Origin of the sequence: Paenibacillus sp. CFBP 13594 (genome assembly GCF_014842675.1) — a bacterium.
GTDB lineage: Bacteria > Bacillota > Bacilli > Paenibacillales > Paenibacillaceae > Paenibacillus > Paenibacillus amylolyticus_B.
Genome location: NZ_JACYVQ010000002.1, coordinates 330,741 through 354,760 on the forward strand (window position 1 = coordinate 330,741; position 24,020 = coordinate 354,760).

Annotated in this window: 24 protein-coding genes and 1 other annotated feature; of the genes, 1 reads left to right on the plus strand and 23 read right to left on the minus strand. The window is 46.9% G+C overall.

Features of this window, described 5'->3' with window-relative positions:
* Positions 1–20: 20 nt before the first annotated feature.
* From IFU39_RS08915 to IFU39_RS08945, 7 genes are all read right to left on the minus strand, one after another.
* The gene (locus tag IFU39_RS08915; protein WP_192132286.1) at positions 21–647 is read right to left on the minus strand and encodes a YdcF family protein; all 627 of its coding nucleotides are present in this window, start codon (positions 645–647) and stop codon (positions 21–23) included.
* Positions 644–1,189: a hypothetical protein gene (locus IFU39_RS08920; protein WP_053061520.1), complete on the minus strand. Its 546-nt coding sequence runs from the start codon at positions 1,187–1,189 to the stop codon at positions 644–646. The genes IFU39_RS08915 and IFU39_RS08920 overlap by 4 nt, the downstream gene beginning before the upstream one ends.
* A gap of 99 nt (positions 1,190–1,288) precedes the next feature.
* Positions 1,289–1,999 carry a hypothetical protein gene (locus IFU39_RS08925; protein ID WP_192132288.1) on the minus strand — a complete coding sequence of 237 codons (711 nt, stop codon included), beginning with the start codon at positions 1,997–1,999 and terminating at the stop codon, positions 1,289–1,291.
* Complete coding sequence (locus IFU39_RS08930; RefSeq protein WP_192132290.1) at positions 1,996–3,051, minus strand: ATP-binding cassette domain-containing protein; 1,056 nt, start codon at positions 3,049–3,051, stop codon at positions 1,996–1,998. The genes IFU39_RS08925 and IFU39_RS08930 overlap by 4 nt, the downstream gene beginning before the upstream one ends.
* Positions 3,052–3,056: 5 nt before the next feature.
* Positions 3,057–4,787 carry an arginine--tRNA ligase gene (argS, locus tag IFU39_RS08935; RefSeq protein ID WP_091017218.1) on the minus strand — a complete coding sequence of 577 codons (1,731 nt, stop codon included), beginning with the start codon at positions 4,785–4,787 and terminating at the stop codon, positions 3,057–3,059.
* Positions 4,788–4,851: 64 nt separating this feature from the next.
* Positions 4,852–5,144, minus strand: a binding site (T-box leader).
* Between the two features lie 179 nt (positions 5,145–5,323).
* The gene (locus IFU39_RS08940; protein ID WP_036609230.1) at positions 5,324–5,659 is read right to left on the minus strand and encodes a four-helix bundle copper-binding protein; all 336 of its coding nucleotides are present in this window, start codon (positions 5,657–5,659) and stop codon (positions 5,324–5,326) included.
* A gap of 73 nt (positions 5,660–5,732) precedes the next feature.
* On the minus strand, positions 5,733–6,851 hold the full coding sequence (locus tag IFU39_RS08945) for a CobW family GTP-binding protein (RefSeq protein WP_192132292.1): 1,119 nt from the start codon (positions 6,849–6,851) through the stop codon (positions 5,733–5,735).
* A gap of 171 nt (positions 6,852–7,022) precedes the next feature.
* Here IFU39_RS08945 and IFU39_RS08950 point away from each other — a divergent pair, with 171 nt between their 5' ends.
* The gene (locus IFU39_RS08950) at positions 7,023–7,541 is read left to right on the plus strand and encodes a MogA/MoaB family molybdenum cofactor biosynthesis protein (protein WP_091017221.1); all 519 of its coding nucleotides are present in this window, start codon (positions 7,023–7,025) and stop codon (positions 7,539–7,541) included.
* Between the two features lie 68 nt (positions 7,542–7,609).
* Here IFU39_RS08950 and IFU39_RS08955 read toward each other — a convergent pair whose 3' ends face one another.
* The 16 genes from IFU39_RS08955 to recA form a co-directional block, all read right to left on the minus strand.
* Entirely contained in the window at positions 7,610–8,122 is a 513-nt protein-coding gene (locus IFU39_RS08955; RefSeq protein ID WP_192132294.1) for a hypothetical protein, read from the minus strand.
* A gap of 116 nt (positions 8,123–8,238) precedes the next feature.
* Positions 8,239–9,258 carry an oxidoreductase gene (locus IFU39_RS08960; RefSeq protein ID WP_192132296.1) on the minus strand — a complete coding sequence of 340 codons (1,020 nt, stop codon included), beginning with the start codon at positions 9,256–9,258 and terminating at the stop codon, positions 8,239–8,241.
* Positions 9,259–9,369: 111 nt separating this feature from the next.
* Positions 9,370–10,023 carry a hypothetical protein gene (locus tag IFU39_RS08965; protein ID WP_192132298.1) on the minus strand — a complete coding sequence of 218 codons (654 nt, stop codon included), beginning with the start codon at positions 10,021–10,023 and terminating at the stop codon, positions 9,370–9,372.
* 428 nt (positions 10,024–10,451) lie between these two features.
* Positions 10,452–11,906: a nicotinate phosphoribosyltransferase gene (locus IFU39_RS08970; protein ID WP_091017227.1), complete on the minus strand. Its 1,455-nt coding sequence runs from the start codon at positions 11,904–11,906 to the stop codon at positions 10,452–10,454.
* Positions 11,907–12,105: 199 nt separating this feature from the next.
* Positions 12,106–12,663 (minus strand): cysteine hydrolase family protein, encoded by a 558-nt coding sequence (locus IFU39_RS08975; protein WP_091017228.1) that lies wholly within the window; start codon positions 12,661–12,663, stop codon positions 12,106–12,108.
* A 67-nt stretch (positions 12,664–12,730) separates the two neighbouring features.
* The gene (locus IFU39_RS08980; protein ID WP_036609248.1) at positions 12,731–13,534 is read right to left on the minus strand and encodes an NUDIX hydrolase; all 804 of its coding nucleotides are present in this window, start codon (positions 13,532–13,534) and stop codon (positions 12,731–12,733) included.
* 78 nt (positions 13,535–13,612) lie between these two features.
* Positions 13,613–14,017: a PaaI family thioesterase gene (locus tag IFU39_RS08985; protein ID WP_091017230.1), complete on the minus strand. Its 405-nt coding sequence runs from the start codon at positions 14,015–14,017 to the stop codon at positions 13,613–13,615.
* A gap of 209 nt (positions 14,018–14,226) precedes the next feature.
* A complete protein-coding gene (locus IFU39_RS08990) occupies positions 14,227–14,640 on the minus strand; it encodes a RicAFT regulatory complex protein RicA family protein (RefSeq protein ID WP_197997748.1) in 414 nt (137 codons plus the stop codon).
* A gap of 306 nt (positions 14,641–14,946) precedes the next feature.
* Positions 14,947–16,503 carry a tRNA (N6-isopentenyl adenosine(37)-C2)-methylthiotransferase MiaB gene (gene miaB / locus IFU39_RS08995; protein ID WP_091017231.1) on the minus strand — a complete coding sequence of 519 codons (1,557 nt, stop codon included), beginning with the start codon at positions 16,501–16,503 and terminating at the stop codon, positions 14,947–14,949.
* A 311-nt stretch (positions 16,504–16,814) separates the two neighbouring features.
* On the minus strand, positions 16,815–17,387 hold the full coding sequence (gene pduL / locus IFU39_RS09000) for a phosphate propanoyltransferase (protein ID WP_017689107.1): 573 nt from the start codon (positions 17,385–17,387) through the stop codon (positions 16,815–16,817).
* A gap of 193 nt (positions 17,388–17,580) precedes the next feature.
* The gene (locus IFU39_RS09005) at positions 17,581–18,582 is read right to left on the minus strand and encodes a dipeptidase (RefSeq protein WP_445739032.1); all 1,002 of its coding nucleotides are present in this window, start codon (positions 18,580–18,582) and stop codon (positions 17,581–17,583) included.
* Positions 18,583–18,668: 86 nt separating this feature from the next.
* Complete coding sequence (locus tag IFU39_RS09010; RefSeq protein WP_007430104.1) at positions 18,669–18,929, minus strand: stage V sporulation protein S; 261 nt, start codon at positions 18,927–18,929, stop codon at positions 18,669–18,671.
* Between the two features lie 117 nt (positions 18,930–19,046).
* Entirely contained in the window at positions 19,047–19,841 is a 795-nt protein-coding gene (locus tag IFU39_RS09015; protein WP_017689109.1) for a TIGR00282 family metallophosphoesterase, read from the minus strand.
* 154 nt (positions 19,842–19,995) lie between these two features.
* Positions 19,996–21,537, minus strand: a complete 1,542-nt coding sequence (rny, locus tag IFU39_RS09020) for a ribonuclease Y (protein WP_036670418.1) — start codon at positions 21,535–21,537, stop codon at positions 19,996–19,998.
* A 310-nt stretch (positions 21,538–21,847) separates the two neighbouring features.
* On the minus strand, positions 21,848–22,585 hold the full coding sequence (locus IFU39_RS09025; RefSeq protein ID WP_091017233.1) for a regulatory protein RecX: 738 nt from the start codon (positions 22,583–22,585) through the stop codon (positions 21,848–21,850).
* 296 nt (positions 22,586–22,881) lie between these two features.
* Entirely contained in the window at positions 22,882–23,946 is a 1,065-nt protein-coding gene (recA, locus tag IFU39_RS09030) for a recombinase RecA (protein WP_091017235.1), read from the minus strand.
* Positions 23,947–24,020 lie beyond the last annotated feature (74 nt).

Genomic DNA, 24,020 nt, shown 5'->3' on the forward strand with positions numbered 1-24,020 from the left:
AAAACAACCCGCGTGCAACCTCATGGCTGCTGCGGATTGTCTATCCATCCCTTGATCGTATATCCCATGTACATCACAGTCTCCCTTGCGAGAAAAGGAAACTTGCTGCGCCAGGTTCGATACGCCGTTGTTCGTGTCGGAGATGGTACGGCATCCATACCCAGCCCGGCAGTCAGCTTCATGGCCCGTTTCATATGCAGCGGATCACTCACAATCGTATAGGTGTGATAACCGGCCTGTTCACCAATTGGAATTGAATTGAACAGATTCTCCTCGGTAATTCTGGATTTGGTCTCTATGCGAATGTCCGCAGGATCTACTCCATGTGCGATAGCATACTTTTGACCAACTTCAGCTTCTGTATGTTCTCCATCACCACTTGATCCACCTGTGAAAAGCAGATTACGAACTGTACCCTGACGGTATAATTCAATCCCGTGTTCGATGCGTTCACGAAATACAGGTGAAGGGTTATCCCCCTCCACGGCTGCACCCAGAATGATTGCTGCATCCGATATCCTCGATGAATCCTCATCCGTAAATGCAGATATACGTACTGCGGTAACCACAGTCCATAGGATTCCGACTAATAGTACAGCCAGAGTTATAATTAATATCCAGCGTTTTGTTATCCGTCTGCTTGTCATTCATCCTCTTCCAAAGCCCTTGCCTGCATACTCTCGGTATGCATACGCTCCAGCGTTTGCAGAGCTGCTGCGGATTCGGCATCCAGACCAAGCTCTGCAATCCAGGCACCCGTATATTGCTGAAGACGGATCTCCAACTCCTGTGCACGGTCTTTGAAATCCTCCAATTCCTTAATCATGCGTGAGCGTCCTTCCGGACTGAATGTCTCGTGAATTCGTTCCTTGAAATAATGATGTACGATACGGTTACGTTGCTGCCATAATTCATTCAATTGGCGAGTCTCTTCCTCAGAGAATGTAAAATGATGACGTACTTCGTGAATGAGCTGCCCCAGTGAACTGCTCATCTTTCGTTCGTACAGATCTTCCAGGTCTTCTTCAGACACAGCCTTGCCCTGAGACATTTTCATTAATAAAATCAGATTGACCAGCTGCTGTTCAAGCGCCTGCCCGTAGTACACGGCCAATCCGTAATAGGCAAACAATTCCCTGGAGTGTTCGCTGTCCAGCATGTCACCATTCTGGATATCTGTATTTTGCATATGCGAGCGCCTCCTTCAACCGTACGATGCTATCCATTCCATGTCCCTCTATCCTAACCAAACCAAGAGCAACATTCAAGTTATCGGGAAGCGCGTCTTCTAACCCCGCAGATCTCTTCTCCCGGACAGCCACACATGGATGATTAGTAACGCTAATGCATAGATCACAGTCCACAGCGTAACCGAAACAAAAGAGTTCATCTTGGATTCATCAAATAACATCATCTCACGAACCAGATAAAAGGCTGGTGGAAGAATACGGCCGATCCAATCTAACGATTCAGGCAAACGTTCGCTTAAGGAACCTTGGATAAACGATAGTAATAATACAATAATGAGGGCAGGCATACTGCGACTAAGCAAGGGAATGTACGATTTTTGAAAGAATACACTAATGCCTAATCCCAGCAGTGATAACCCCAGATGTCCTAACCAAGTCATCATCCACTCCTCACCTGTGAGTTGTCTCTCGAACATTCCCGCGAACACGGGATACAGCACAGTGATTGCGGTGAGCATGATTAGCATGATCCAGGCACAGATAAATTGACTTATTACAACCTTACGCCTGCTTCCTATATGTAGGACGAGTAATTGAACCTGCTTTGCAGATTCCGTATTCATCACCATTACTCCGAGCCAAGCAGCTGCCAGAAATAACAGCATAGCCGTAACGCTGTAACTGTCGGCAATAGGGTTGGGTTTGTAGGAATAAATTAGCAGCATGGAGATGATATAAAAGATAACCGGTGCAAAATATTTCTGTGAGCGAATGTGGTGCCTTAACAAATATCGGGTTAGATAGATCATTCGACTTCTCCCCCCGCATCATCCATGGAAGAGCTTAAGTCCACAGATTCCGTGATACCTCCACGACTCGCATGTACAGCTGGATGTTGTCCTTCCAGCAGACTTTCCATATGTAATTGACTTTCCTCCTGTTGTACAGAGACAACCGAACCTCCGGATGCCAAAATTCTTTTGAGGACATCATCTGTTGATTGTTGAACTATTTTCCAATCCCACAACCAAGAATTGGATTTCTTCGAGCTTGTATTACGAACCAAAGACAGTATTCCCGGTTGTTGTACAATCGATAGATCGTTAGCCAGATCTTCTCCGGCTTTCGTCAGACTTTGAATACGTACAGCGGGTTCGCCAGCTTGTAGTATATCTTCACGACTCCAGTAGCGGAGCACGCGGCCTTTCTTCAACACAATCACCTGGTCTGCCAAACGTTCAATAAGCAACGGTTCATGACAAGCTGTAACGATGGATGTCCCTTCATCCTTCCATTGCCCCAATAAGGATACAATGCCCTCTTGAGCTGGAATATCCAAGCCAGACAACGGTTCATCCAACAGCAAGAGACCACCCGGTCCAGGTAACAGGGCCTGAATCAAATTCACTTTTTGCAATGTGCCCTTGGATAATAGGGGTAACTTCTGATCGATCGCGGTATCCAGATATAAAAGTTCACTAAGTTCTCTTATCCGCCCACGTAGTTCTTCGGGGCGAATGCCCCGAATCCGTCCCATGTCCCACAAGTACTCCCTAGATGTAAAGGGTAAACGTGGCAGGCCATCTACTGCATACCCATCAGAACCCTTCATTGTGCGCTGGATCGATCCTGTATCGGGTAACAAAATACCTGCCAACATACGTAGCAACGTGCTTTTTCCCGAGCCGTTTCTGCCAACAAGCACAGCACATTCACCCTGTTTCACTTCCAGATTAATTTGATTCAGTACCTGAGCATGACCTAATCGCTTGCTCACTTGTTGAAGCAATATACCTCGGACTGATGAGTCTGGTGTAGCTTGATCCGACTTCTTGAAAATACCACGTGTACTCCATGTCATTGGGATCACATCCGTTCCGGGGCCTGCACACCTAGCAAATGTAAACTGTACGCGAGTCGTTCGGCAGTCCGTTTGGCCAATGCCACCCGGAAGGATCTTACATCAGATGACGCATCCGCAATCCGTTCGGCGTGATAGAAGCGGTTGAACGCTTGAGCGACATCTATTGTATATTTGGCAATGACCGAAGGCTCATTCCGATGAATTGCTTTTTCCAGATACTCGGGATAATCACCAAGCAGTTTCAGCAATGCCCATGAGGTATCTCCGATAAGGGATGAAGTGGTTTCTGTGTTATTCTCACCTTCCGCAAGGTTGGGTTTAGTCAATGGGTTTTCATTTCCCATACGGATCGCCTCTTCTGCCTTGGCAAGCACACTTTGAATCCGAGCATGGGTGTATTGCACATAAGGTCCGGTCTCCCCTTCAAAACTCACGGCATCTTCCAGGGAGAAGTCCACATCGTTTAACCGATTATTCCGCAGATCACCGAAGACAATGGCACCTACACCAACAGCCTCAGCCACCTTCTGAGGGTTCTCCAGATTCGGGTTTTTCTCCTGAATAATCTGCAAAGCACGAGCAACTGCCTCATCCAACACTTCCTGCAAAAAGACAACTTTACCGCGGCGGGTAGACATTTTCCGTCCCTCAAAACGCATTAGGCCAAACGGGATATGTTCACACTTCGCAGACCATTCATGACCCATCCGGGATAGGACCGCAAATACCTGACGGAAATGTAACTTCTGCTCGCCTCCGACCACGTATAACAACCGATCTGCCTTCATCACCTCATGACGATAAACCGCCGTAGCCAAATCCCGTGTAGGATAGATCGTTGTTCCATCTTTTTTGATAATCAGACACGGGGGCATGTTCTCATCCTCTAAGCGTACCACGAGTGCTCCGTCACTCTCTTCAAGTAAACCTTTTGTCTTGAGTTCTTCAACCACTGCGCCCATCTTGTCATTGTAAAAGCTCTCTCCCAGCGTATGGTCGAACTGTACATTCAGACGTTCATACATCCGGTTGAATTCCTTCATGCTCACTTCCACAAAGAATGCCCATAACCGCTGTGCCTCATCATCTCCTTGCTCCAGCTTGCGGAACCACTCGCGTGCCTCAATCTCCAGTGAAGGATCGTTCTCCGCCTCATCGTGGAAGCGCACGTACAGCTCCAGAGAAGTACGGATCGGGTCTGCCTGCAGCGCTTCATCATTGCCCCACCGTTTGTATGCTGCGATCTGCTTGCCAAACTGGGTTCCCCAGTCTCCCAGATGATTCACACTTACGGAGGTATAACCTGCTTCGTTATACAACCGATACAGTGCTGCACCGATTACAGTAGAACGCAAATGTCCGATTCCGAAGGGTTTTGCGATGTTAGGGGAAGACATATCAATCACAACACGCGAACCTTGACCAAGCTGAAGCTTACCAAATGCCGCATTCCCCAGTTCTTTCAGCAGATTCGGCGCGAGCTTCTCCCGATTGAAACGGATATTTACATACGGCCCGGCGGGAGTCGCTTCAATTCCAGATGCCTGTAATCCCGTTGCGAGCTCAGTGGCAATGACTGCCGGTGCTTTTTTTAATGACTTCGCCAATGCAAAACAAGGGAATGCTGCATCACCCATCTCCGCTTGTGGTGGAACTTCCAATAATCTCATAACCTCTTGTTCATTCAATCCCGTTAAAGGGGCAATATCGGCCGCAGCCTGCTTCATCAACATGTCTAACACTCCTTATCCATTCATTAGTGGCTAAAAATAAACACAAAAAAGCTCTCGTCTCTACATAAGAGACGAGAGCTGACTTAACAGTTCCCGCGGTACCACTCTAGGTGAACAGGCTGCTCTTCATATGCATCAACATGCATACCCGTAGAACCTGTTCCGCTCGATGCGTATAACGGTCGCAAGCCGGGTTACCCTCAGACAGATCTGGCCTATCCCCAATTGGGATACGTACATCTTTTCGGATAACCATCTCACGGGTGCGGTTCACTCAGGTCATGTCATACCGGCTTCCACCTCTCCCGGCTCGCTGTCATGTATGGATCTGGCTACTCTCCCGATCATTGATATTCTTCATTTCAATTCATTGCCATCATTATACATACCACGATCAGACTTGGCAACCTGCATTAAAAATCCCCTACTGAAAGGCAACACATAGGCACATCGTCTCAGATGCTTGTGTTCACTGCCTTCCCTTAGGGGACAACGGTCATTATCTGTTTTAATTATATATTCCAGTGAAATAATATTTACGCTACTGCTGCCATCAATCGGCAAGCTTCTGCACATCTGCGGCAAGCCTCTGCACATGCTTGGCAGTGATCATGGTGGTGTTTGCCACACTCTGCGGCGCAAGCTTCACAAGCTTTCACACACAATTCGCATATTTCAGCAATGAAATCACTTCCACGTGTCATCGCTTGTGCAGCAAAACTGCAGATCTCCGCACATTCCCGATTCAAACGAATGCAATCACGCAACATTGCCAGATCATATTCTTTCAGACTCGATATGTAACATACGTTGCATGCATTCATGCACTCCAGGCAAGCATCGATACATTGTTGATATTGTTGTTGTGTCATTTAAAGTTACCTCCCAGGCAAAGTTTGCTATGCATCTTAATACCCAGTTCGGAGGAATATTGAATCATCTAACCTACTTTATCGCTTCCAATTCCAGTAATTGGTCACGAATGACAGTTTGGTCAAAATGTTCACCTATAAACACAGCAACATTAGGGACATCTCCCTGAGGTGTGATCTTCATGTAGTCCGATTCACGGTAGGCATACTGGAACCAGAAGCGACTCGCCGTGTCACTAAACGATAAAATGCCTTTTGCTCGATACACATCACGTGGCAATGCGGATAAAAATTGTTCAAACGCCTCGCTGTTCACCGGTTGACTGAAATAATGCGTATATACCATGACATGTTCGTGTGATGCATGAGGAGCGGAATGCTCGTGACTGTGGGCATGGACAGGGCTATGGGATGCGTCAGTATTCGTATCATCGCCTTGGACTGTATGATCAGTATGTTCATGTCCATGATTGCAGCCATGTGTACCACAGGTTTCCGTATGCACATGATGCTCTTGGTGAGCTGGCTTACCTGCTTCAGAAGCTGAATCACGTACATGCACGTCTGCCCCACTGCGAAGCAACAGATCCATCTCCACCTCACATTTGACTGTAGGGATTACAGGTGCGAAGCCATTCCATTTTGCCAAAAGCTGTTCCAGATCCTTCAGTTCCTGTGCGCTCACCCGATCCGTTTTGTTCAAGAGAAGCACAGACGCACAGCGAATCTGCTCCTGCATCAGTTTAAAGGTCTGCCCCTTCTGCTCCTGATACAAACCAGATAGATGTGCCGCATCCACAACGGTAATGAGACTTTTCAGTTCCAGTCGCATGTAGAGCGAGGTTTCCGTTACCGCATCCAGAATCTCCATTGGATTTGCCGCACCGGTTGCTTCAATAACGATCACATCCGGTGATTCCTCTTGAACGAGATCAGCAAGTTGCAATCCCAAGTCACCACGTACGGTACAACAGATGCAGCCACCTAACATCTCTGTCATTGGAACGGTGGAATCCACAATCTGACCATCCAGATTGACTTCGCCTAACTCATTCATGACCACTGCGGGACGCAAACCCTGCTGTTGCCAATGTTCGATCAACTGAACAAGCAGTGTTGTTTTGCCACTCCCCAAAAAACCTGACAGTATATATACAGGTATGGATTGTTCTTTTAAAATCGTTTCATTCATGCGTATACACCTCTCTGATTGTCCTTCTTGTTACCTGATCTATCTATATCTAGCGAGTGTACACCATCCCGCATTCGTTGTGCAATAAGGTTCAACTCTTCCCCAGTACATTGCCTGATTCTAACGGATGGTCTATGCTATGAGGACATGTTGATTGAAGGAGGAAGTTTCATGACTAATTCAGTGGAACAACATCGCCAGGAAGCTCCGACCACGGTATCGTGCATGATTGTTACAGTGTCGGACACACGCACCAAAGACACCGATACCAGTGGCCAGCTCATGCACCAGCTTCTGAGTGAAGCGGGTTATCAGATTGTTGAATACATCATCACTCCAGATGAAACGGAGAACATTCGAAGCATCCTGCAAGATGCAGCTGTTCGTGATGATATCGAAGCCGTGCTGCTCAGCGGGGGAACAGGGATTGCACCCCGAGATACAACCTACGAAGCGGTATCCTCGCTACTCGACAAGGAACTTCCGGGCTTTGGTGAGATCTTCCGTTTTCTCAGTTACACCGAGGATATCGGTTCCGCTGCCATCCTGAGCAGAGCCGTCGCCGGAACGATTGGACGCACAGCCGTCTTCTCCATGCCGGGCTCCAAAGGAGCTGTCAAATTGGCCATGGAAAAACTCATTTTGCCTGAGCTGCGGCATGTGATGCGTGAAATATATAAACCCGTCTGAAAGATCAGACGGGTTTTTCGGGTTTATTTTCAGCTGTATAATAAAGTGCGAAGGGGATCTCGCTCAACTTACCTTATTTGCCCCAGCACATGTTGGAACACCTGCATAACATCCTGTTCATACTTGTCCTTTTCCCCACCCGAAGCTGTATAAACAAGTGAGACGTATCCTTTGCTGCGAATCGTTGTCCGGCCAAGCGCATTCTCCAAGACAGCCTCATCACGATTCTCACTATACATTTGTTTCATGCTGGCCGCCCGGGTAGCTGCATCACTGAAAATATGGACTTTCACGATGTGTCTGCCACTTCCATTCAACAAATACATATAAGAGATCCCACCATGCCCGTCATCGGCAGACATATTATTCATCAGCTGAATGCCTTTTGCTTCAAAACTCTTACTGATCTCACTCACCAATTCACCGTTTAATCCGTGTCCCTGACTCTGTGCCCGCACATTTCCTTCATCTGTTGCTTCACGGGTGTAGACCTTCCGCTCCTGCTCAATGGATGATGCCGAACAAGCCACCAGGGACCAGACACTTGTGATCAACACACCACTTACAAGTATCGACTTCATTGTTCTTCGAACCAGACTTCGTCCTTTTCTATCAAAACACATGCCAATCCTTCCTTTCCAGTCACATGTACTGTGACCCAATCAGGTAGAATTAGCATGTCTTAGGACTTGGAAACTTATGCGGATGGCAGATCTGATATTGTATTGACCACAGTCCGACCTACCGCACCGCCTTGGAGTATCGTCTCAAGCGTATGAGGCAACTGGTCCAGAGAAATTTCGCGGATTCCCAGTTCCAGCGCGCGCTCCGGTTTCCATTCTCCGCCGAGCAGTTTCCATACCCGTTCCCGACGTTCCATCGGACAATATACAGAGTCTATACCAATAAGCTGGATACCACGCAAAATAAATGGAAGTACCGTCGATTCAAAAGCTGCGCCTCCAGTTAACCCGGATACCGCAACCGCTCCTCCGTATTGAATCTGTTTCAATCGCTCCGCGAGAGCCGGGCCTCCTGTTGGATCAATTACTCCCGCCCATAGCTGTTTACCCATGGCTCCTTTAGCTGGAGCATCGGCTTCTTCACGAGTAATAACCTCTGAGGCCCCCAAGTTTAGAAGCAAAGGCTCCTCCCGCTCCTTCTTGCCTGTGCTGGCTGTTACTTCAAAGCCAAGTTTCGCCAGAATCGCAACTGCCATACTGCCAACGCCACCCGTTGCACCCGTAACCAGAACCTTGCCCATCGCCGGTGTCATTCCAGCCTGTAACAGCGCATCTACCGAAAGTGCAGCCGTAAATCCTGCGGTTCCAATTGCCATGGCTTCTTTCTCACTGAGACCCGGTGGCAGAGGCACCAGCCATTCACTGCGCAGACGAGCATACTCACTGTAACCCCCATAATGGGATACCCCTGGTTCAAACCCTGTACTGATCACCCGATCTCCCGGTGCAAAACGTCCACTGACCGATTCCTCTACCGTTCCTGCCAGATCGATTCCAGGTACCATGGGGTATTCACGAACGACACCACCCTTCTCAAGAGTCGCGAGTCCGTCTTTATAATTGACACTGGAATATTGCACCTGTACCGTTACATCTCCATTTGGCAGATCTTCCTTCTTCAGTTGCTCTATAGCAGCTTTCACTCCTCCCTGTTCTTCTTTACGGACAACATATGCGTTAAAATGGTTTTTCATCAATAGCCACTCCTTATTTGGATTTTATATATTTTTCCATTAAGCACATGAATTGTTCGTATTCAGGCTTAACGGCTACCTTTTACTTCTGGATTCTTCAGATGTTGATGATCAAGCTCTGTCTCTCCTGAGCGTCAACAGATAGATTAGCGGACCCACAATAGGGATGATGCCTGCCGCGGCCCAAGCTGGTGAACGTCGACTGCCTTTGGCATCCCTGTATATCGCAATCACGGAAAGCAAGGTCAGCAGTACAAAATCAATCGTCATGATATGTACAAAGGCAGATTGCTTGAACGCGTCCATATATTCATCCGGATGACCTTGCGTCACGGCATAGAATGCCGTACCCAGCGTCAACAGCAGAAGGACTACATGCGTCAACTTATGAGCTGCTACCCGTCCAATTTCCGACTCCCGCTGACGACCAAAGTGCAAGCTTGCGTAACCCGAAGCTCTATTTGCGGACGATGACCATGCATAATAGGGAAGCAGGGCAAAAGCACCAAGTCCGAAAGAAAGTATAACAAAAGGCCAAGCCGGTACACGGCCACCTCGTTCTTTCACAGATGTTCTTAACAGCATACAAGTATAAACTGCCGGGAAAATACCTAACCACGAAAATACCGTAAGTAACCAAGGTTCTTTGCTTTGCATGGTAATCAGTTCTTTGAAAATCGGATCACTTCCAGGTGACTGCCCCGGTGCCAACAACAATGCATAGGCAATAAAAGCGATCCAGACCAGTCCTAGTATCCATCTCATGTCTGCACCTCCTCTTACTTTCATCCCCTGCAGCTGCAGGATTGAATCAATAGTTGCAGAATTTGGCGTCTCCTGCGCTTTCCCGAGAAATAATAACTGCTGTTCCCCCTGTAAATACATGTTCAAAAGTCTATTTTTGAACAACCTCTCGAACTGAACAAGACAAATTCCAGTATAGCCTGCTACCTGGGCAGTCTGTCCATGAGATTTCTTACATCCCTGGTCCATCTCATCGGGATCATATAAGAATAAAGTCTATCAACTATCGACGTACTTTCACAGAAGACAGAACGCGTATAGCGGGAAATTTTGCTTGCGATCATTGAATCGTTCAAATCCGCTAAGAACGTATACATTTTATAGGCATCAAAAAGGCATAAGCCAGTATCCCTCACTGGTTATGCCTCTTTGTAATTCTTATGTGTAGATCATTCCTCTGTGGATTTCACATGTTCCGCAATGAGCTTCTGCTTCATATTCCATGCCGCAGGGCTGATGTTCACACGGTAGATCTCCGGGTTCAGTTTCCGTTGGTATTCCGGCCAGAAGAGGTTCATCTGTTCCCGGTGGTACGCCCGAATCTCATCCAGATTAGGCAGTTCATACACTTTGCGTCCATTCACAAAGATTGGCTCCAGCATATTGACCGCTTCGTAGCGGGTAACCGTCTTTTTCAGGTAAGGGTGTAGCGGGTTGAACAGCTTGAGCGGTCCGCCCTGTAGCGGCTGCTCTTCATCTGGATAGCAGATATAATCTGCAATCGCTTTGCCATGTTTCGGATCAATGATCCGGAACACTTCCTTTTTACCTGGAGTGGACACCTTTTCAGGATTGGCAGATATTTTGATCGTAGGCAGCATGGCACCGTCCACTTCACGCTCCACCAATTTGTACACTCCACCCAAAGATGGCTGGTCAGAAGCCGTAATCAACTGTGTACCAACACCCCATGTATCTATCCGTGCTCCTTGAGCTTTCAGGTTGAAAATCGTATTTTCATCCAAATCATTGGATGCTACAATTTTCACATAATCCAGCCCAGCCTCATCCAGCATCTGACGCGCCTGAATCGACAAGTACGCAAGGTCACCGCTGTCCAGACGAATAGCATTCATCTTTTTGCCTTGGCTCTCCAACTTCTTGGCTGTCTTGATGGCGTGAGGTACTCCACTGTTCAACGTGTCAAAGGTATCAACCAATAATGTAACCTGATCAGGCAACACTTTGGCATACACGTCAAACGCCTCCTGTTCACTCATAAAGCTCTGTACCCAGGAATGGGCGTGTGTACCTGCTGTTGGGATTCCGAAGCGCTCTCCGGCCAGCATGTTGGACGTTGCATGGAAGCCTGCTACATACGAAGCTCGTGCGCCCCAGATGGCAGCATCCGCTTCCTGTGCACGCCGTGTACCGAATTCGAGCAACGTATCCTGTTGTGCCACCTGTTTGATCCGCGAAGCCTTGGTTGCAATCAACGTCTGATAATTCATGAAGTTAAGTATCGCCGTCTCCACCAATTGTGTCTCCATAATGGAGCCTTCTACCCGAATGAGCGGTTCGTCAGGGAAAACAATTGCGCCCTCCTTCATGGAATGAATCGTCCCCTGAAATGAAAACTGGAGCAACTCTTCCAGAAAGACCGGATCGTAATTTTCCTCTTGTTTGGATAAAAATTTGATGTCGTCCATCGTAAACCGAAGCTGGCTGATGTAGTTCACAATCCGTTCTAATCCGGCAAATACCGCATATCCGTTGCCAAAAGGAAGCTTACGGAAATAGGCTTCAAATACCGCCTTCCGCTTGTGAGTACCATTCACCCAATGGGCGTACATCATATTGATCTGATATTTATCCGTATGTAAAGCCAGGCTAGTTGTCTGCATTTGTCTCATCCTCTCTGACTTCCGCTCGTGCCCCCAGGTTTCATCTGTGGACACGGGTTAACATATGGAGACTTATTCTTCATGATTCTGTTCATCCGTATTAAACAAACAAGTCTCCCGTAACAAAACTCTATACACCATTCACCACATTCATCCGGTTCCTAACAGGGAGGTCAACCCAACAGGATTATCGATTAAATTACGCAAGGACTGTCTCACTCGCCTTAACCACCGAAGCACCCAGGCTGGAACGAAAATGTCCTAGCGCCCATTCATGTCCTGCCGGATTAAAGCTGGCAACAGCATCTTCATATACCGTAATATGAAAACCTTTATTGTAAGCATCCACTGCGGTATGCAATATACAAATATCCGTACATACCCCAATCAGTGCAATATCCGTAATACCACGTGCACGCAGTCTGAGTTCCAGATCGGTCCCACAGAATGCACTATATCTCGTCTTATCCATCCACCGAATATCAGTTTTTCGTTCTTCCATCACTTGGGCAAGACGTCCATATAACTGTCTTCCCTCCGTATTTCTGATGTTATGAGGTGGGAAAAGTACAGTCTCCGGGTGGTACGGATCATTTTCTTCGTGCAGATCCACAGCCATGATTACCTCATGTTTGTTCTTACAATAGGCCTCGGTTACAGCTGCAATCGTCTCTTCGATCTCTACTGCCGGCTGACCTACAGGCAAAGAACCTGTCACAAAATCCTTCGTAAAATCAATGACAATCAGTGCTTTCATCGTCAACACTCCCTTATCCCAGAAATGGTTGATTCTGATTCAATCCAATTGACGCACCTACGCCTTATTACGTATAGATGGAAAGTCGTGGTACGAGTTCTGTAAAACGATATAGCTGCGCCGGACGCTGCGAGTACTGGTTGGAACTCACCAAGTTCCCCTCTTCATCCCGTACCTCTTCCACAATGCCTTTACGACTGCGGGTAGACGTAATCTTGCGAATGAAGTTTGGTTCTTCAAAATCCGGTACAACACTTTGAATAACCTGATATAATTCACTTAATGTAAAATCACGTGGCAGGAACTGACGAGCAATCGTCGTTTCCAGCATCTGCTGTTGAATACGTCGATAAGCATCTTCGATGATTGTTCTGTGATCAAAGGCCAGTTCCAATTCTTGCAGCGCCTCCTGAATGGTGAACAATCCAACATCTTCGGCATCATCTGCTGCTTGGCGTTGATCCAGCATCCATTCTTCCACAAGCGCGAAAAATGCGTGAGAAATAATCCAGCCCCTCGGGTCACGACCCGGCTGACTGTATACATTCAAGTACTCCAGATGTCCACCGTCTACACCTGTCTCTTCCATCAGCTCACGCTTTGCTGCTCCGTAGATGGATTCATTCTCCTGACAAAAACCACCGGGTAATGCCCATCTACCTGCAAAAGGCCAGCCTTTGCGCTTGATCAGCATCACTTTCAGTTCCCGAATGGGAAGTGTCTTGGTCACTGTCTTGCGTTCCCGCTTGGTCAAGGTGAACATAACGATATCCGCAGGAACACCATCGGGGGTACGATATTTTTGGGAACTATAAGCACGTGCTGCTTGTTCGTCGCTCTCTGCATTGAAGTGTTCGTAGTTTTCGCTCATGGGCACCACCGACTATTTTCATTTTGATAATTTCATTATGACACAATAATATCTTTTGTCAACCGTAGGATTCGTGCGTTACGTTCTCGGGCGTGCTATGCGGAATGTCGCCGTAGCCATACATCCCAACGTGCCCGATGCATCACGAACCTCCGATTGAGTCGTAACACTGCGTCCAGCCTGATGTAGTACCGTAGCCGTCACCGTTAATTCCCCTTGTCTCATCGGTGCGAGAAAATGTACGTTCAGATTCGTTGTCACACAGCCATCTACTTCCATTGCTGCTGTTGCAACCATCCCCATCGCTTGGTCCATCAGTGAAGTCAGTACACCCCCATGTATAATCCCCATGGAGTTGGTATGATGTTCGCCTGCTGTCAACGCGATCTGTACTTCTTTGCCGTCTCCTTTAATATAACGACAGCCGAGAAATCCCCAGAATCGTCCGTCTCCGTCTTCCACCATTTTGTCCAAAATACTCATTATTCATTTCTCCTTTATTTACTGTACGTATCAAGCTCTCTTGATGTCATGTGCCTTTATCATTAAAAATCAGCTACGCCACACAAAATAACCCCACAGCGTGGAGCTTTGCTTGGAATTATATTCCGAGTACTTGGCGATAGCCACTCCACGTTAACAGTTATGCAATGTCAAAAAAGGCGCGGACAGCGTCCGCACCCTTCCGTCATTTAACCGCAACTGGTCGGAGGTGAATCCGTTCCAGCCTCCACGTTTACTTTTTCGGAAACTGTATCCCGGATTACCGAAATCACGAGTTGAAGCAAGTAGTTGATGTCGCTCTGACTCTGCTGGAATTCCGTAACCAATGGAATACTGTCCAGTTCGCTTTGCAGATCTTCAATTTCCTGTTCAATTTTGCTGACCATCTCCACATTTTTGAAGCTTTCAAAAGCAACAATCTCTTTTTGTTTTTTCTTAATCGTTGCAATCAACTGCTGGATGCGCTCATGATCCCGAATTTTGGTTTCAGCCTGTTGAAACTGTCTAACTTCCTCACTCGTTCCGAGCATATCAGCCAATTCTTTGGCTTTTCCCATAATGTCGTCGCGTATGACCAGATTGCGCGTATCGTAGGTTGGCATTCCATAATGGTTGTACTGCACTTCTTCCTGCGCCACTGAAATCGCTCCATTCTATGAGATGATATAAGATGAGAACCTGGGCTCAAATGAGTTCAAACGTCTGCTCCATGACCGCTGCGGGAACGGATCGTTCTTTTGATCGCTGTTGTCTCCGGATTTTTCTGATTACAATTGTTTAAGGTTAAAATCCGGAGACAAAGGCGAACGCTTCGCTTCTACAGACCGATTCCGTCCCCTCCGCTACTTGCGCAAATGTCCGAACCTGATATTGAACCCCAAAATTCTCATCTTATTTGTGTGTGTGTATTACTGATTGGCAGCTACCGGCTCTGAGAGCAGGTTGCCCCGAATATAAAAAGTCATCGGATCGGTGATTTCCACTTGTACGAAAGTACCGATCAAATCTTTAGGTCCTTCAAAATGCACCAGCTTGTTGCTGCGCGTACGTCCTGCCAGAACTTCGGAATTCCGTTTGCTCTCGCCTTCAACGAGCACTTCAACGATTTTGCCGCGTTGCTCTTCATTGCTTCGGTGGCTGTATTCGTTGATCGTTTCGTTCAAGCGCTTCAAACGTTCCTTCTTCACTTCCATCGGTACGTTATCTTCCATCACTGCAGCCGGTGTACCTTCACGCGGGGAATAAATAAAGGTATAGGCAAAATCATACCCTACTTCACGGACAAGGGAAAGTGTATCTTCAAACTGTTCTTCCGTTTCCCCTGGAAAACCAACAATAATATCCGTTGTCAACACAACATCCGGGATGGCCTTTTTAATTTTGTCAGCCAGTTTCAGATAGTGTTCCCGGTTATACTTGCGGCTCATACGTTTGAGTACTTCCGAACTGCCAGATTGCACCGGTAGATGAATGTGCTCTACCAAATTTCCGCCCTTGGCCAGTACTTCAATCAAGCGGTCATCAAAGTCACGTGGGTGACTGGTTGTAAACCGTACTCGCGGAATATCAATTAGGCGAATGGCATCCATCAAGTCACCAAAACTGTAGTTCAGGTCGGTGAAATCCTTGCCGTACGCATTCACATTTTGACCAAGAAGCGTGATCTCCTTAAAGCCTTGTCGTGCCAAATCACGTACTTCGGCAATGACATCTTCCGGACGACGACTGCGTTCTTTGCCCCGCGTGAACGGAACGATGCAATATGTACAGAATTTGTCGCAGCCATACATAATGTTCACCCAGCCGCGCATACCCTCACGTTTCTTCGGCAGGTTCTCAATAATGTCGCCTTCCTTGGACCATACCTCAACAACCATTTCTTTGCTGAACAGCGCTTCCTGGATTAGATGTGGCAGTCGATGCACATTATGTGTACCAAAGATCATATCCACAAAGCCATGCTTCTGCATGATTCGGTTGACGACGCCTTCTTCTTGGGACATACACCCGCATACACCAAGTAACAATCCCGGACGTTCGAGTTTTAGCGTTTTCAGGTGACCAAGCTCACCAAATACTTTATCTTCCGCATTTTCTCGTATGGCACATGTGTTGAGCAGAATAATATCAGCCTCTTTGCGATCCTCTGTAGCCTGATATCCCATAGACTCTAGAAGTCCTTTGATGGTCTCCGAGTCATGCTCGTTCATCTGACATCCATACGTATATACAATATAATGTTTGCCTTTCCCTATGTTTTTCAGTTCATCGGGAACGGCATTTTCGTAAAGCACCTGGACGTCTTCCTTGCCCCGCTGTTTCTCCTGACGATGATTGGGTTCCGATTTGATGTTAATCTCACGGCCCCGGATTCTTATCTTTTTGCTGAATTCATCTTGCGAAATTACTTTGGCATCGGAGAAATCAAAATATTGGGAGTAATCCTTTTTTGAGTCTTTAGCCATTTCCTTCGGTCACTCCTTACAGCCTCTATTAATAAAAAATCGTTCATTCATCCCTGTTCCACGTGAATTACTTGCTTGGAACATTAAAAGAGCATTACAGCAAATTATAGCATGAATTGGGCTGTAGTTCCACATCCAAAGCGCATCTCCCTTCGTCTAATCCGAAACATGCCATGCTCAGAAGAGCACTCAGAAAACACAAAAACCTGAGCCTTGCCGTCAGGGCTGGAATTAACCGGCCCCTGTTGGCTGTGCTCAGGTTTATATGTTATTCAGACCGCCAAAATTGGGGGCTGAAGCTATACATGTCATTAATCGATGATTTCAGCAGTGTCCCCATTACGAGCGCCAGCAGCGTTAGCTTCATCTGTATCAATATGCATGTCCAGTGCGAAAGAATCGGATACACGAGCCAGTACATTTTCCAGTACAAGACCGCGATCTCCACCCAGACGAACTTTCAACATTTGTTTGTCCTCAATACCCCATTTAGCAGCATCAGAAGTATGGAAGTGAATGTGACGAGCAGCAACGATAACACCTTTATCAATCGTTACTTCGCCAGCAGGACCTTTAATTGTGATTCCTGGTGTACCTTCAATGCTTCCAGATTCACGTACAGGTGCTTTAACACCAATCGCAAATGAATCTGTCATGGAGATCTCCAGTTGCGTTTCAGGGCGAACAGGTCCAAGGATGCGCACTTTATCAAACTGTCCTTTCGAACCAATTACCGCTACAGTTTCGTTAGCAGCGTATTGGCCAGGTTGGGACAGAGGTTTAAATTCAGTCAGTTCATAACCTTTGCCAAACAAAATTTCAACGTGCTCTTGGGATACATGAATGTGACGGGCAGATACGCCCACAGGTACTGTTTTACTCATTGTAAATTCACTCCTTGTTTATCTATGGCCTGTACTCAGGCTCTTAACAATCCAATGGTATTATACCCCTTTTTGGAGTGAAATGAAAACGAACTGGTGAAAATTCATGAAATACACTTATTTCACCATCATTCCCCTCCTTTATTTGGAAAACAAGTTCCAATTCAACCCCTTCAACGCACACACCAGTTCACTATTTCATAGAATTCCCCTTCATCTGCATCTTCGGATTGCTCTCTGGCAAGTGTTCCCCCAGATAACTCATTGCATTCCCCCACAACCAGCCACGAACCAGATGTTCATCATAATGTTTGAGCAGGATTTCCATCAGTCTCGGATAATGTCCTGAATGTTCAAGTTTCTGAATATACGTTGAAATTCCATCAAAATCAGACCCCATCATCAGATGGTGCTGCCCGCCTAGAGAACAGAATTGCTCAATATGAGGCAGCAGATCTTCTATACGTACCTCACCCTCCTGCTTTACAAACCAGGGTACAAACGTCAGTCCAATCCGCCCTTCCCGGGCAATGATAGCCTGAATCTGATCATCTTTCAGATTACGCACATGGGGACATACGCTATAACTGTTGGAATGGGAGGCGATAAAAGGACGTGTGCTCAAGTCAGCCAGTTCCCAGAAACCTTTCTCTGTCAGATGTGACACATCCAACAGCATTCCGATTTCATTACACTGGTGCACCAGTTCTTTCCCTTTCTCGGTCAGACCTGCCCCACGCTTCTCCATGACTCCGTCAGCCGCCCAATTGGCATAATTCCACGTTAGTCCAATTATTCGAACGCCCATCTGATAACATAACTCCAGATAGAACAGGTTGCCCTCCAGGCCGTCCACACCCTCCAGTGTGATTAATCCCCACGGCCCCTCTGTTTGCCCCACCTGAGCCACCTGTTCACGCCATAACAACGTCTGTGTGCCGCCAAGCCGCTCCTGACTTCTCTCCACACGTCTACGATAAATCTCCAACTGCCCCATGACATGTTCAAACTTGCCTCTGCCAAGTACTTCGGGTAAATAGATGGCGAACGCCTGCAACCCTACTTTCCCCTCTTTCAAGCGTTGCAAATTCACATCCAGTTGTGGAGCATCTTCAAAAGAAAGAGCAGGCTGCATCAAAATTTTGCTCAGTGCATCACAGTGAAAATCAGCTACATGCCAATCAGACATGGACATCTTAAACCCTCCTCAATATGTTATTGCTAAGAAAACGCAAAAAAACCTGTCTACATCGTAAACAGGTTCAATGCATACTGCATGTATTATCTGGGCTCCACAATCAGCTTAATGGCCGTTCGGTCCTCGCCGTCGATCACAATGTCTGTAAAAGCTGGAATACAAATCAGGTCAACTCCGCTTGGTGCTACAAATCCCCGGGCTATCGCTACCGCTTTAATGGCTTGGTTCAGTGCTCCCGCTCCAATTGCCTGCAGTTCAGCATTTCCACGTTCACGAAGAACCCCTGCAAGAGCGCCGGCTACAGAATTAGGATTGGACTTTGCTGAAACTTTTAATACATCCATGGTAAGTACCTCCCTGGGAATGTTGAAAGTTTGTTTCCACTTACTAGATGTTATTCGCGGGAGGCAAAAAAATTCCTTCTTTTTAGACGGGTTTCCCTGCAAATTGGGACAATGCCCCTATTCCATGCGCCACTCGTCCTCCATCAGACGAATTTTTTCGATGCGTGTTGCCGCACCTGTTGCTTCATCAATTTCAACAAAAACACCATGGAAGTGCCATTTTCCATCATCTACAACAAAACGTACAGGTAGCTGGGTGTAGAACTTACGCAGCACGGCCTCACGCTCCATACCCAATATACCGTCACGAGGCCCTACCATGCCTGCATCCGTCAAGTAAGCCGTTCCTCCAGGCAAAATCCGATCATCATTACTCTGTACATGCGTATGTGTACCTACAACGAGAGACGCACGTCCATCCAGATGCCATCCCATGGCAATCTTTTCTGACGTTGCTTCCGCATGCATATCGACCAAAATACATTTATGGTCTTGGCGCAGCTCATCTACAATTTCATCAGCTACACGGAATGGACAATCCAGAGCAGGCAGGAACGTTCTTCCTTGCAGATTGACAATCGCCAGTTCTTTTCCTTCGCCTTTGACAACCGTGTATCCTCGCCCTGGTGTGCCTGGTGGAAAGTTCGCTGGACGAATCATGCGGGGCTCATCATCTATAAAATCAAAAATATCCTTATTGTCCCAAGTATGATTACCAAGTGTAATACCATGTACACCCCAGTTGAAAAACTCATTTGCGATTGCACCGGTAATGCCGCGACCTGCTGCCGCATTTTCACCATTCACAATCACCACATGTGGCTTATACTTCGATTTTAGGTACGGTAAATTTTCCTTTAATGCCTTACGTCCCACGTTGCCTACAATGTCACCAATAAACAAAACTTTCACTGATTACTGCCTCCTCAATTCCTGCAAAGTTCTCTTTTTTCAAATGTTGAACCTTTGCAGGACTCTATCTTATGCTCCATAATGTATAGTTGCCTTTTAACAGGCTATCAACAGGAAAAGTGGCCCACTACCGCGGCCACTTTTCCGTATTGCTCTATTTTGCGTATTCAACCGCACGGGTTTCCCGGATGACGGTGACTTTGATGTGACCCGGATAGTCGAGTTCATTCTCAATCATCTTCGTGATGTCACGGGCTAAGCGGAAGGCTTCAGCATCATCGATCTTCTCAGGCTGTACCATAACGCGAACTTCGCGTCCGGCCTGAATGGCGTACGATTTCTCGACACCTTCGAAGGATTCTGAGATTTCTTCCAGCTTCTCCAGTCGTTTGATATACGTTTCCAGCGTTTCGCGGCGTGCGCCTGGTCTTGCTGCGGAGAGCGCATCTGCTGCGCCAACCAACATGGCAATGACCGAAGTCGCTTCGCAATCTCCGTGATGGGACGCGATACTGTTGATTACAACCGGATGTTCTTTGTATTTCTTCGCCAGTTCCACGCCAATTTCGACGTGTGATCCTTCCACTTCGTGATCCAGCGCTTTACCGATGTCATGCAATAGACCTGCACGTCTTGCCAGAGTTACGTCTTCTCCGAGTTCGCCAGCCATCAGTCCAGCCAGATAAGCGACTTCCATGGAATGTTTCAAGACGTTTTGACCGTAACTTGTACGGAACTTCAACCGGCCCAAAATTTTGATCAGATCCGGATGCAGACCATGCACGCCCACTTCAAAGGTGGCTTGCTCACCGTATTCACGGATGCGCTCATCCACTTCTTTGCGGGATTTCTCAACCATCTCTTCAATCCGTGCCGGGTGAATACGTCCATCAGCCACCAGTTTCTCCAGGGCAGTACGGGCGATTTCACGGCGAATCGGGTCAAAGCCCGACAGAATAACAGCTTCTGGCGTATCATCGATAATGAGGTCAATCCCTGTAAGGGTTTCAAGCGCACGGATGTTACGTCCTTCACGACCGATAATCCGGCCTTTCATTTCTTCATTTGGCAGGGTAACAACAGATACCGTTGTTTCCGCTACGTGGTCAGCCGCACAGCGTTGGATGGCGAGTGTAATAATCTCGCGGGACTTTTTGTCCGCTTCTTCCTTCGCCTGTTGTTCAATGTCCTTGATCATTTGAGCCGTCTCATGACGAACTTCCTGTTCTACGTTGGACAGTATGATACTGCGTGCGTCTTCCATGGTGAGGTTGGATATACGTTCCAACTCTGTCACCTGGTTTTTGTAAATCATTTCGATCTGCTGCTGAGTCTCATCAATTCGTTTCTCTTTGTTAGCCACTTGCTCTTCTTTACGTTCGAGTGATTCCAATTTTTTATCCAGCGACTCTTCTTTTTGCAACAATCGTCTTTCTTGTCGTTGAATTTCATTCCGACGTTCACGAGTGTCTTTTTCAGCTTCAGCACGAATGCGATGGATTTCATCCTTCGCCTCCAGCACCGTTTCTTTCTTCAGTGCTTCTGCCTCTTTCTTCGCGTTCTCCACGATTTGTACGGCAGCTTGTTCCGCACTAGAGATTTTAGCCTCTGCAAGAGATTTGCGAATAAAATATCCTACTCCGAACCCAATGAATAGCGCGGCTGCAACGAGAGCGATCGTGATTGCAATTTCCATACTGTTCACCTCCTCGTTGGTTCCTCCAAGGCATTCCTTGGGTCAATTTGCAGTTTTCAAACCTTACATATGTTTGGGAATAACGAATACTCACGGCGATCCCCCGCCGATTTTCATTTCACATGTACATGTTTCCACGTACTATTCACTGTTTCCAGCGAACCCATAATTAAGAATGGTATAAATCTTAAGAAACCGAAACCGCTTTTTTGGAAGGAAAAAGGGTTGTCCATTTCTTACAGACTCATGTCCATTTTAGTATTTGACGAAAGAAATTGTCAAGAGAATGCAGTATAGAGACTCTAGGCTGCTAATCCCATAACAACGCTTCGTCATCTTCAGAGTCCCCAGCCTCATCTTCTTCAATTAAACAATTCACGACCCGGCGCACCATATCCATTGAAAAACCACGTCTCATTAGGAAGGGAAGCGTTTTATTTTTCTTCTCTTTGACGTCCCCTTTGACCTGATTCCATTTTTTGCGTCCTGCACTCAAGGCAGTCTCAAATTCCGCATCTGTACTGATCCCTTCTAGTGCCTCAACAATGAGATCATTGGCAATGCCCTTTTGACGTAGCTCTTGCCTTATCCACAGTTTTCCCTTCCGCTTGCCCTCCATACGCTGTCTTGTCCATTCCTTCGCAAATAGATCGTCATCCACCAGGTTCTCCCGCTCAAGCCGATCCAGCGCCTCTTCAATCAAAGGTGCAGCAAACTCCTTCTGACGAAGTTTCTGACTTAATTCATGGCGTGTGCGCGGTTTATGCTCCAAAAAGCGCAGAGACTGTGCATACGTCCGCTGTCGCTCGTCAGCTACAATGATTTCCTCCAGATCCTTCTTCATAAACGTATTACCTTGAGTCATCCTGTATTTAATCATCACATCTTCAAGAACCGTAATAGAGTGGATACCAAAAGTGATTCGATAACGAGCTTGCCTGCTCTTCGTTCGTTCTACACGTGTAATAATAAGTTCTTCGTTGTCCGGAAATTGGGATAGGCCATCCTGTTCTGCTTCTTCATACAAATCCTCGTCATGTTGATCCATTCAGGTCTCCCCTTTCATAACATTTTCATTCTGACTACGCCAAGCACATCTTCACATAAGACAAAGAACACTAATAATACAAAAGGCCGGGAAGTCAGCCCGGCCTTTATCTCCACAGTTATCTCTGACAGTCAGCGTGCCAACAGCCCCTGTCCATTGGGACAGGGGCTGTTGGACACCGAGAGCACTCCCACCATAATTCCTTATCCAAATCGAGCCAAGCTCAATCAGGCAAGTTTACGGAGTCCAGAGGGGAACACCCTCAGGGTCCTCCCTACATGGGAGGTTTTGAGAGATTACTCGTTGATTTCAAACAATTCTTGTTCTTCTGCTGCTTCTTTTTGTTGCTCTTCAGTAGTTGGCGCAGGAACTGCAGTAACCAAGTTACTGGCTACACGAATTTTTTGTTCAATGATGTCAGCAATATCTTTATGCTCTTTCATGAACTGCTTTGCGTTCTCACGACCTTGTCCTAAACGCTCGCCTTCGTAGGAGTACCATGCACCACTTTTATTAACGATGTCCAGCTCTGTACCAATGTCAATGATACTGCCTTCTCTCGAAATACCCTCGCCATACATGATATCCACTTCCGCTTGTTTAAACGGAGGTGCCACTTTGTTTTTCACAACTTTAATACGAGTACGGTTACCAATCATGTCATTGCCTGATTTGATACTCTCAATACGACGCACATCCAGACGTACTGTGGAATAAAACTTCAGAGCACGACCACCAGGTGTTGTTTCCGGGTTACCAAACATAACGCCGACTTTCTCACGAAGCTGGTTAATGAAGATTGCGATTGTTTTGGATTTGCTGATTGCACCAGACAGTTTACGCAGCGCCTGAGACATCAAACGCGCTTGCAAACCAACGTGTGAATCGCCCATTTCGCCTTCAATCTCTGCTTTTGGAACCAATGCGGCTACAGAGTCAATAACAACGATATCTACTGCACCACTGCGTACAAGAGCTTCTGCAATTTCCAGCCCTTGCTCACCCGTATCTGGCTGAGACAGAAGCAATTCATCAATATTAACACCAAGTTTGCTTGCGTATTGTGGGTCAAGAGCATGCTCGGCATCGATAAATGCAGCTTGTCCACCCGCTCGTTGTACTTCAGCGATAGCATGCAATGCTACGGTTGTTTTACCCGAAGACTCAGGTCCATATATTTCAACAATACGGCCTTTAGGCAAGCCGCCTGTTCCTAATGCAATATCCAAAGCCAAGGAACCGCTGGGAATAATTTCCACATTCATATGAGTGGACTCACCCAGTTTCATGATGGATCCTTTACCAAATTGCTTCTCTATTTGACGGAGCGCCATATCAAGCGCGGCACGACGGTCTGACAATAAGCTCACACCCTTTACTGTTTATAAGATAATGATACCTTGTTTTAACACGTTTGCCAAGCTTTTTTTCGAAC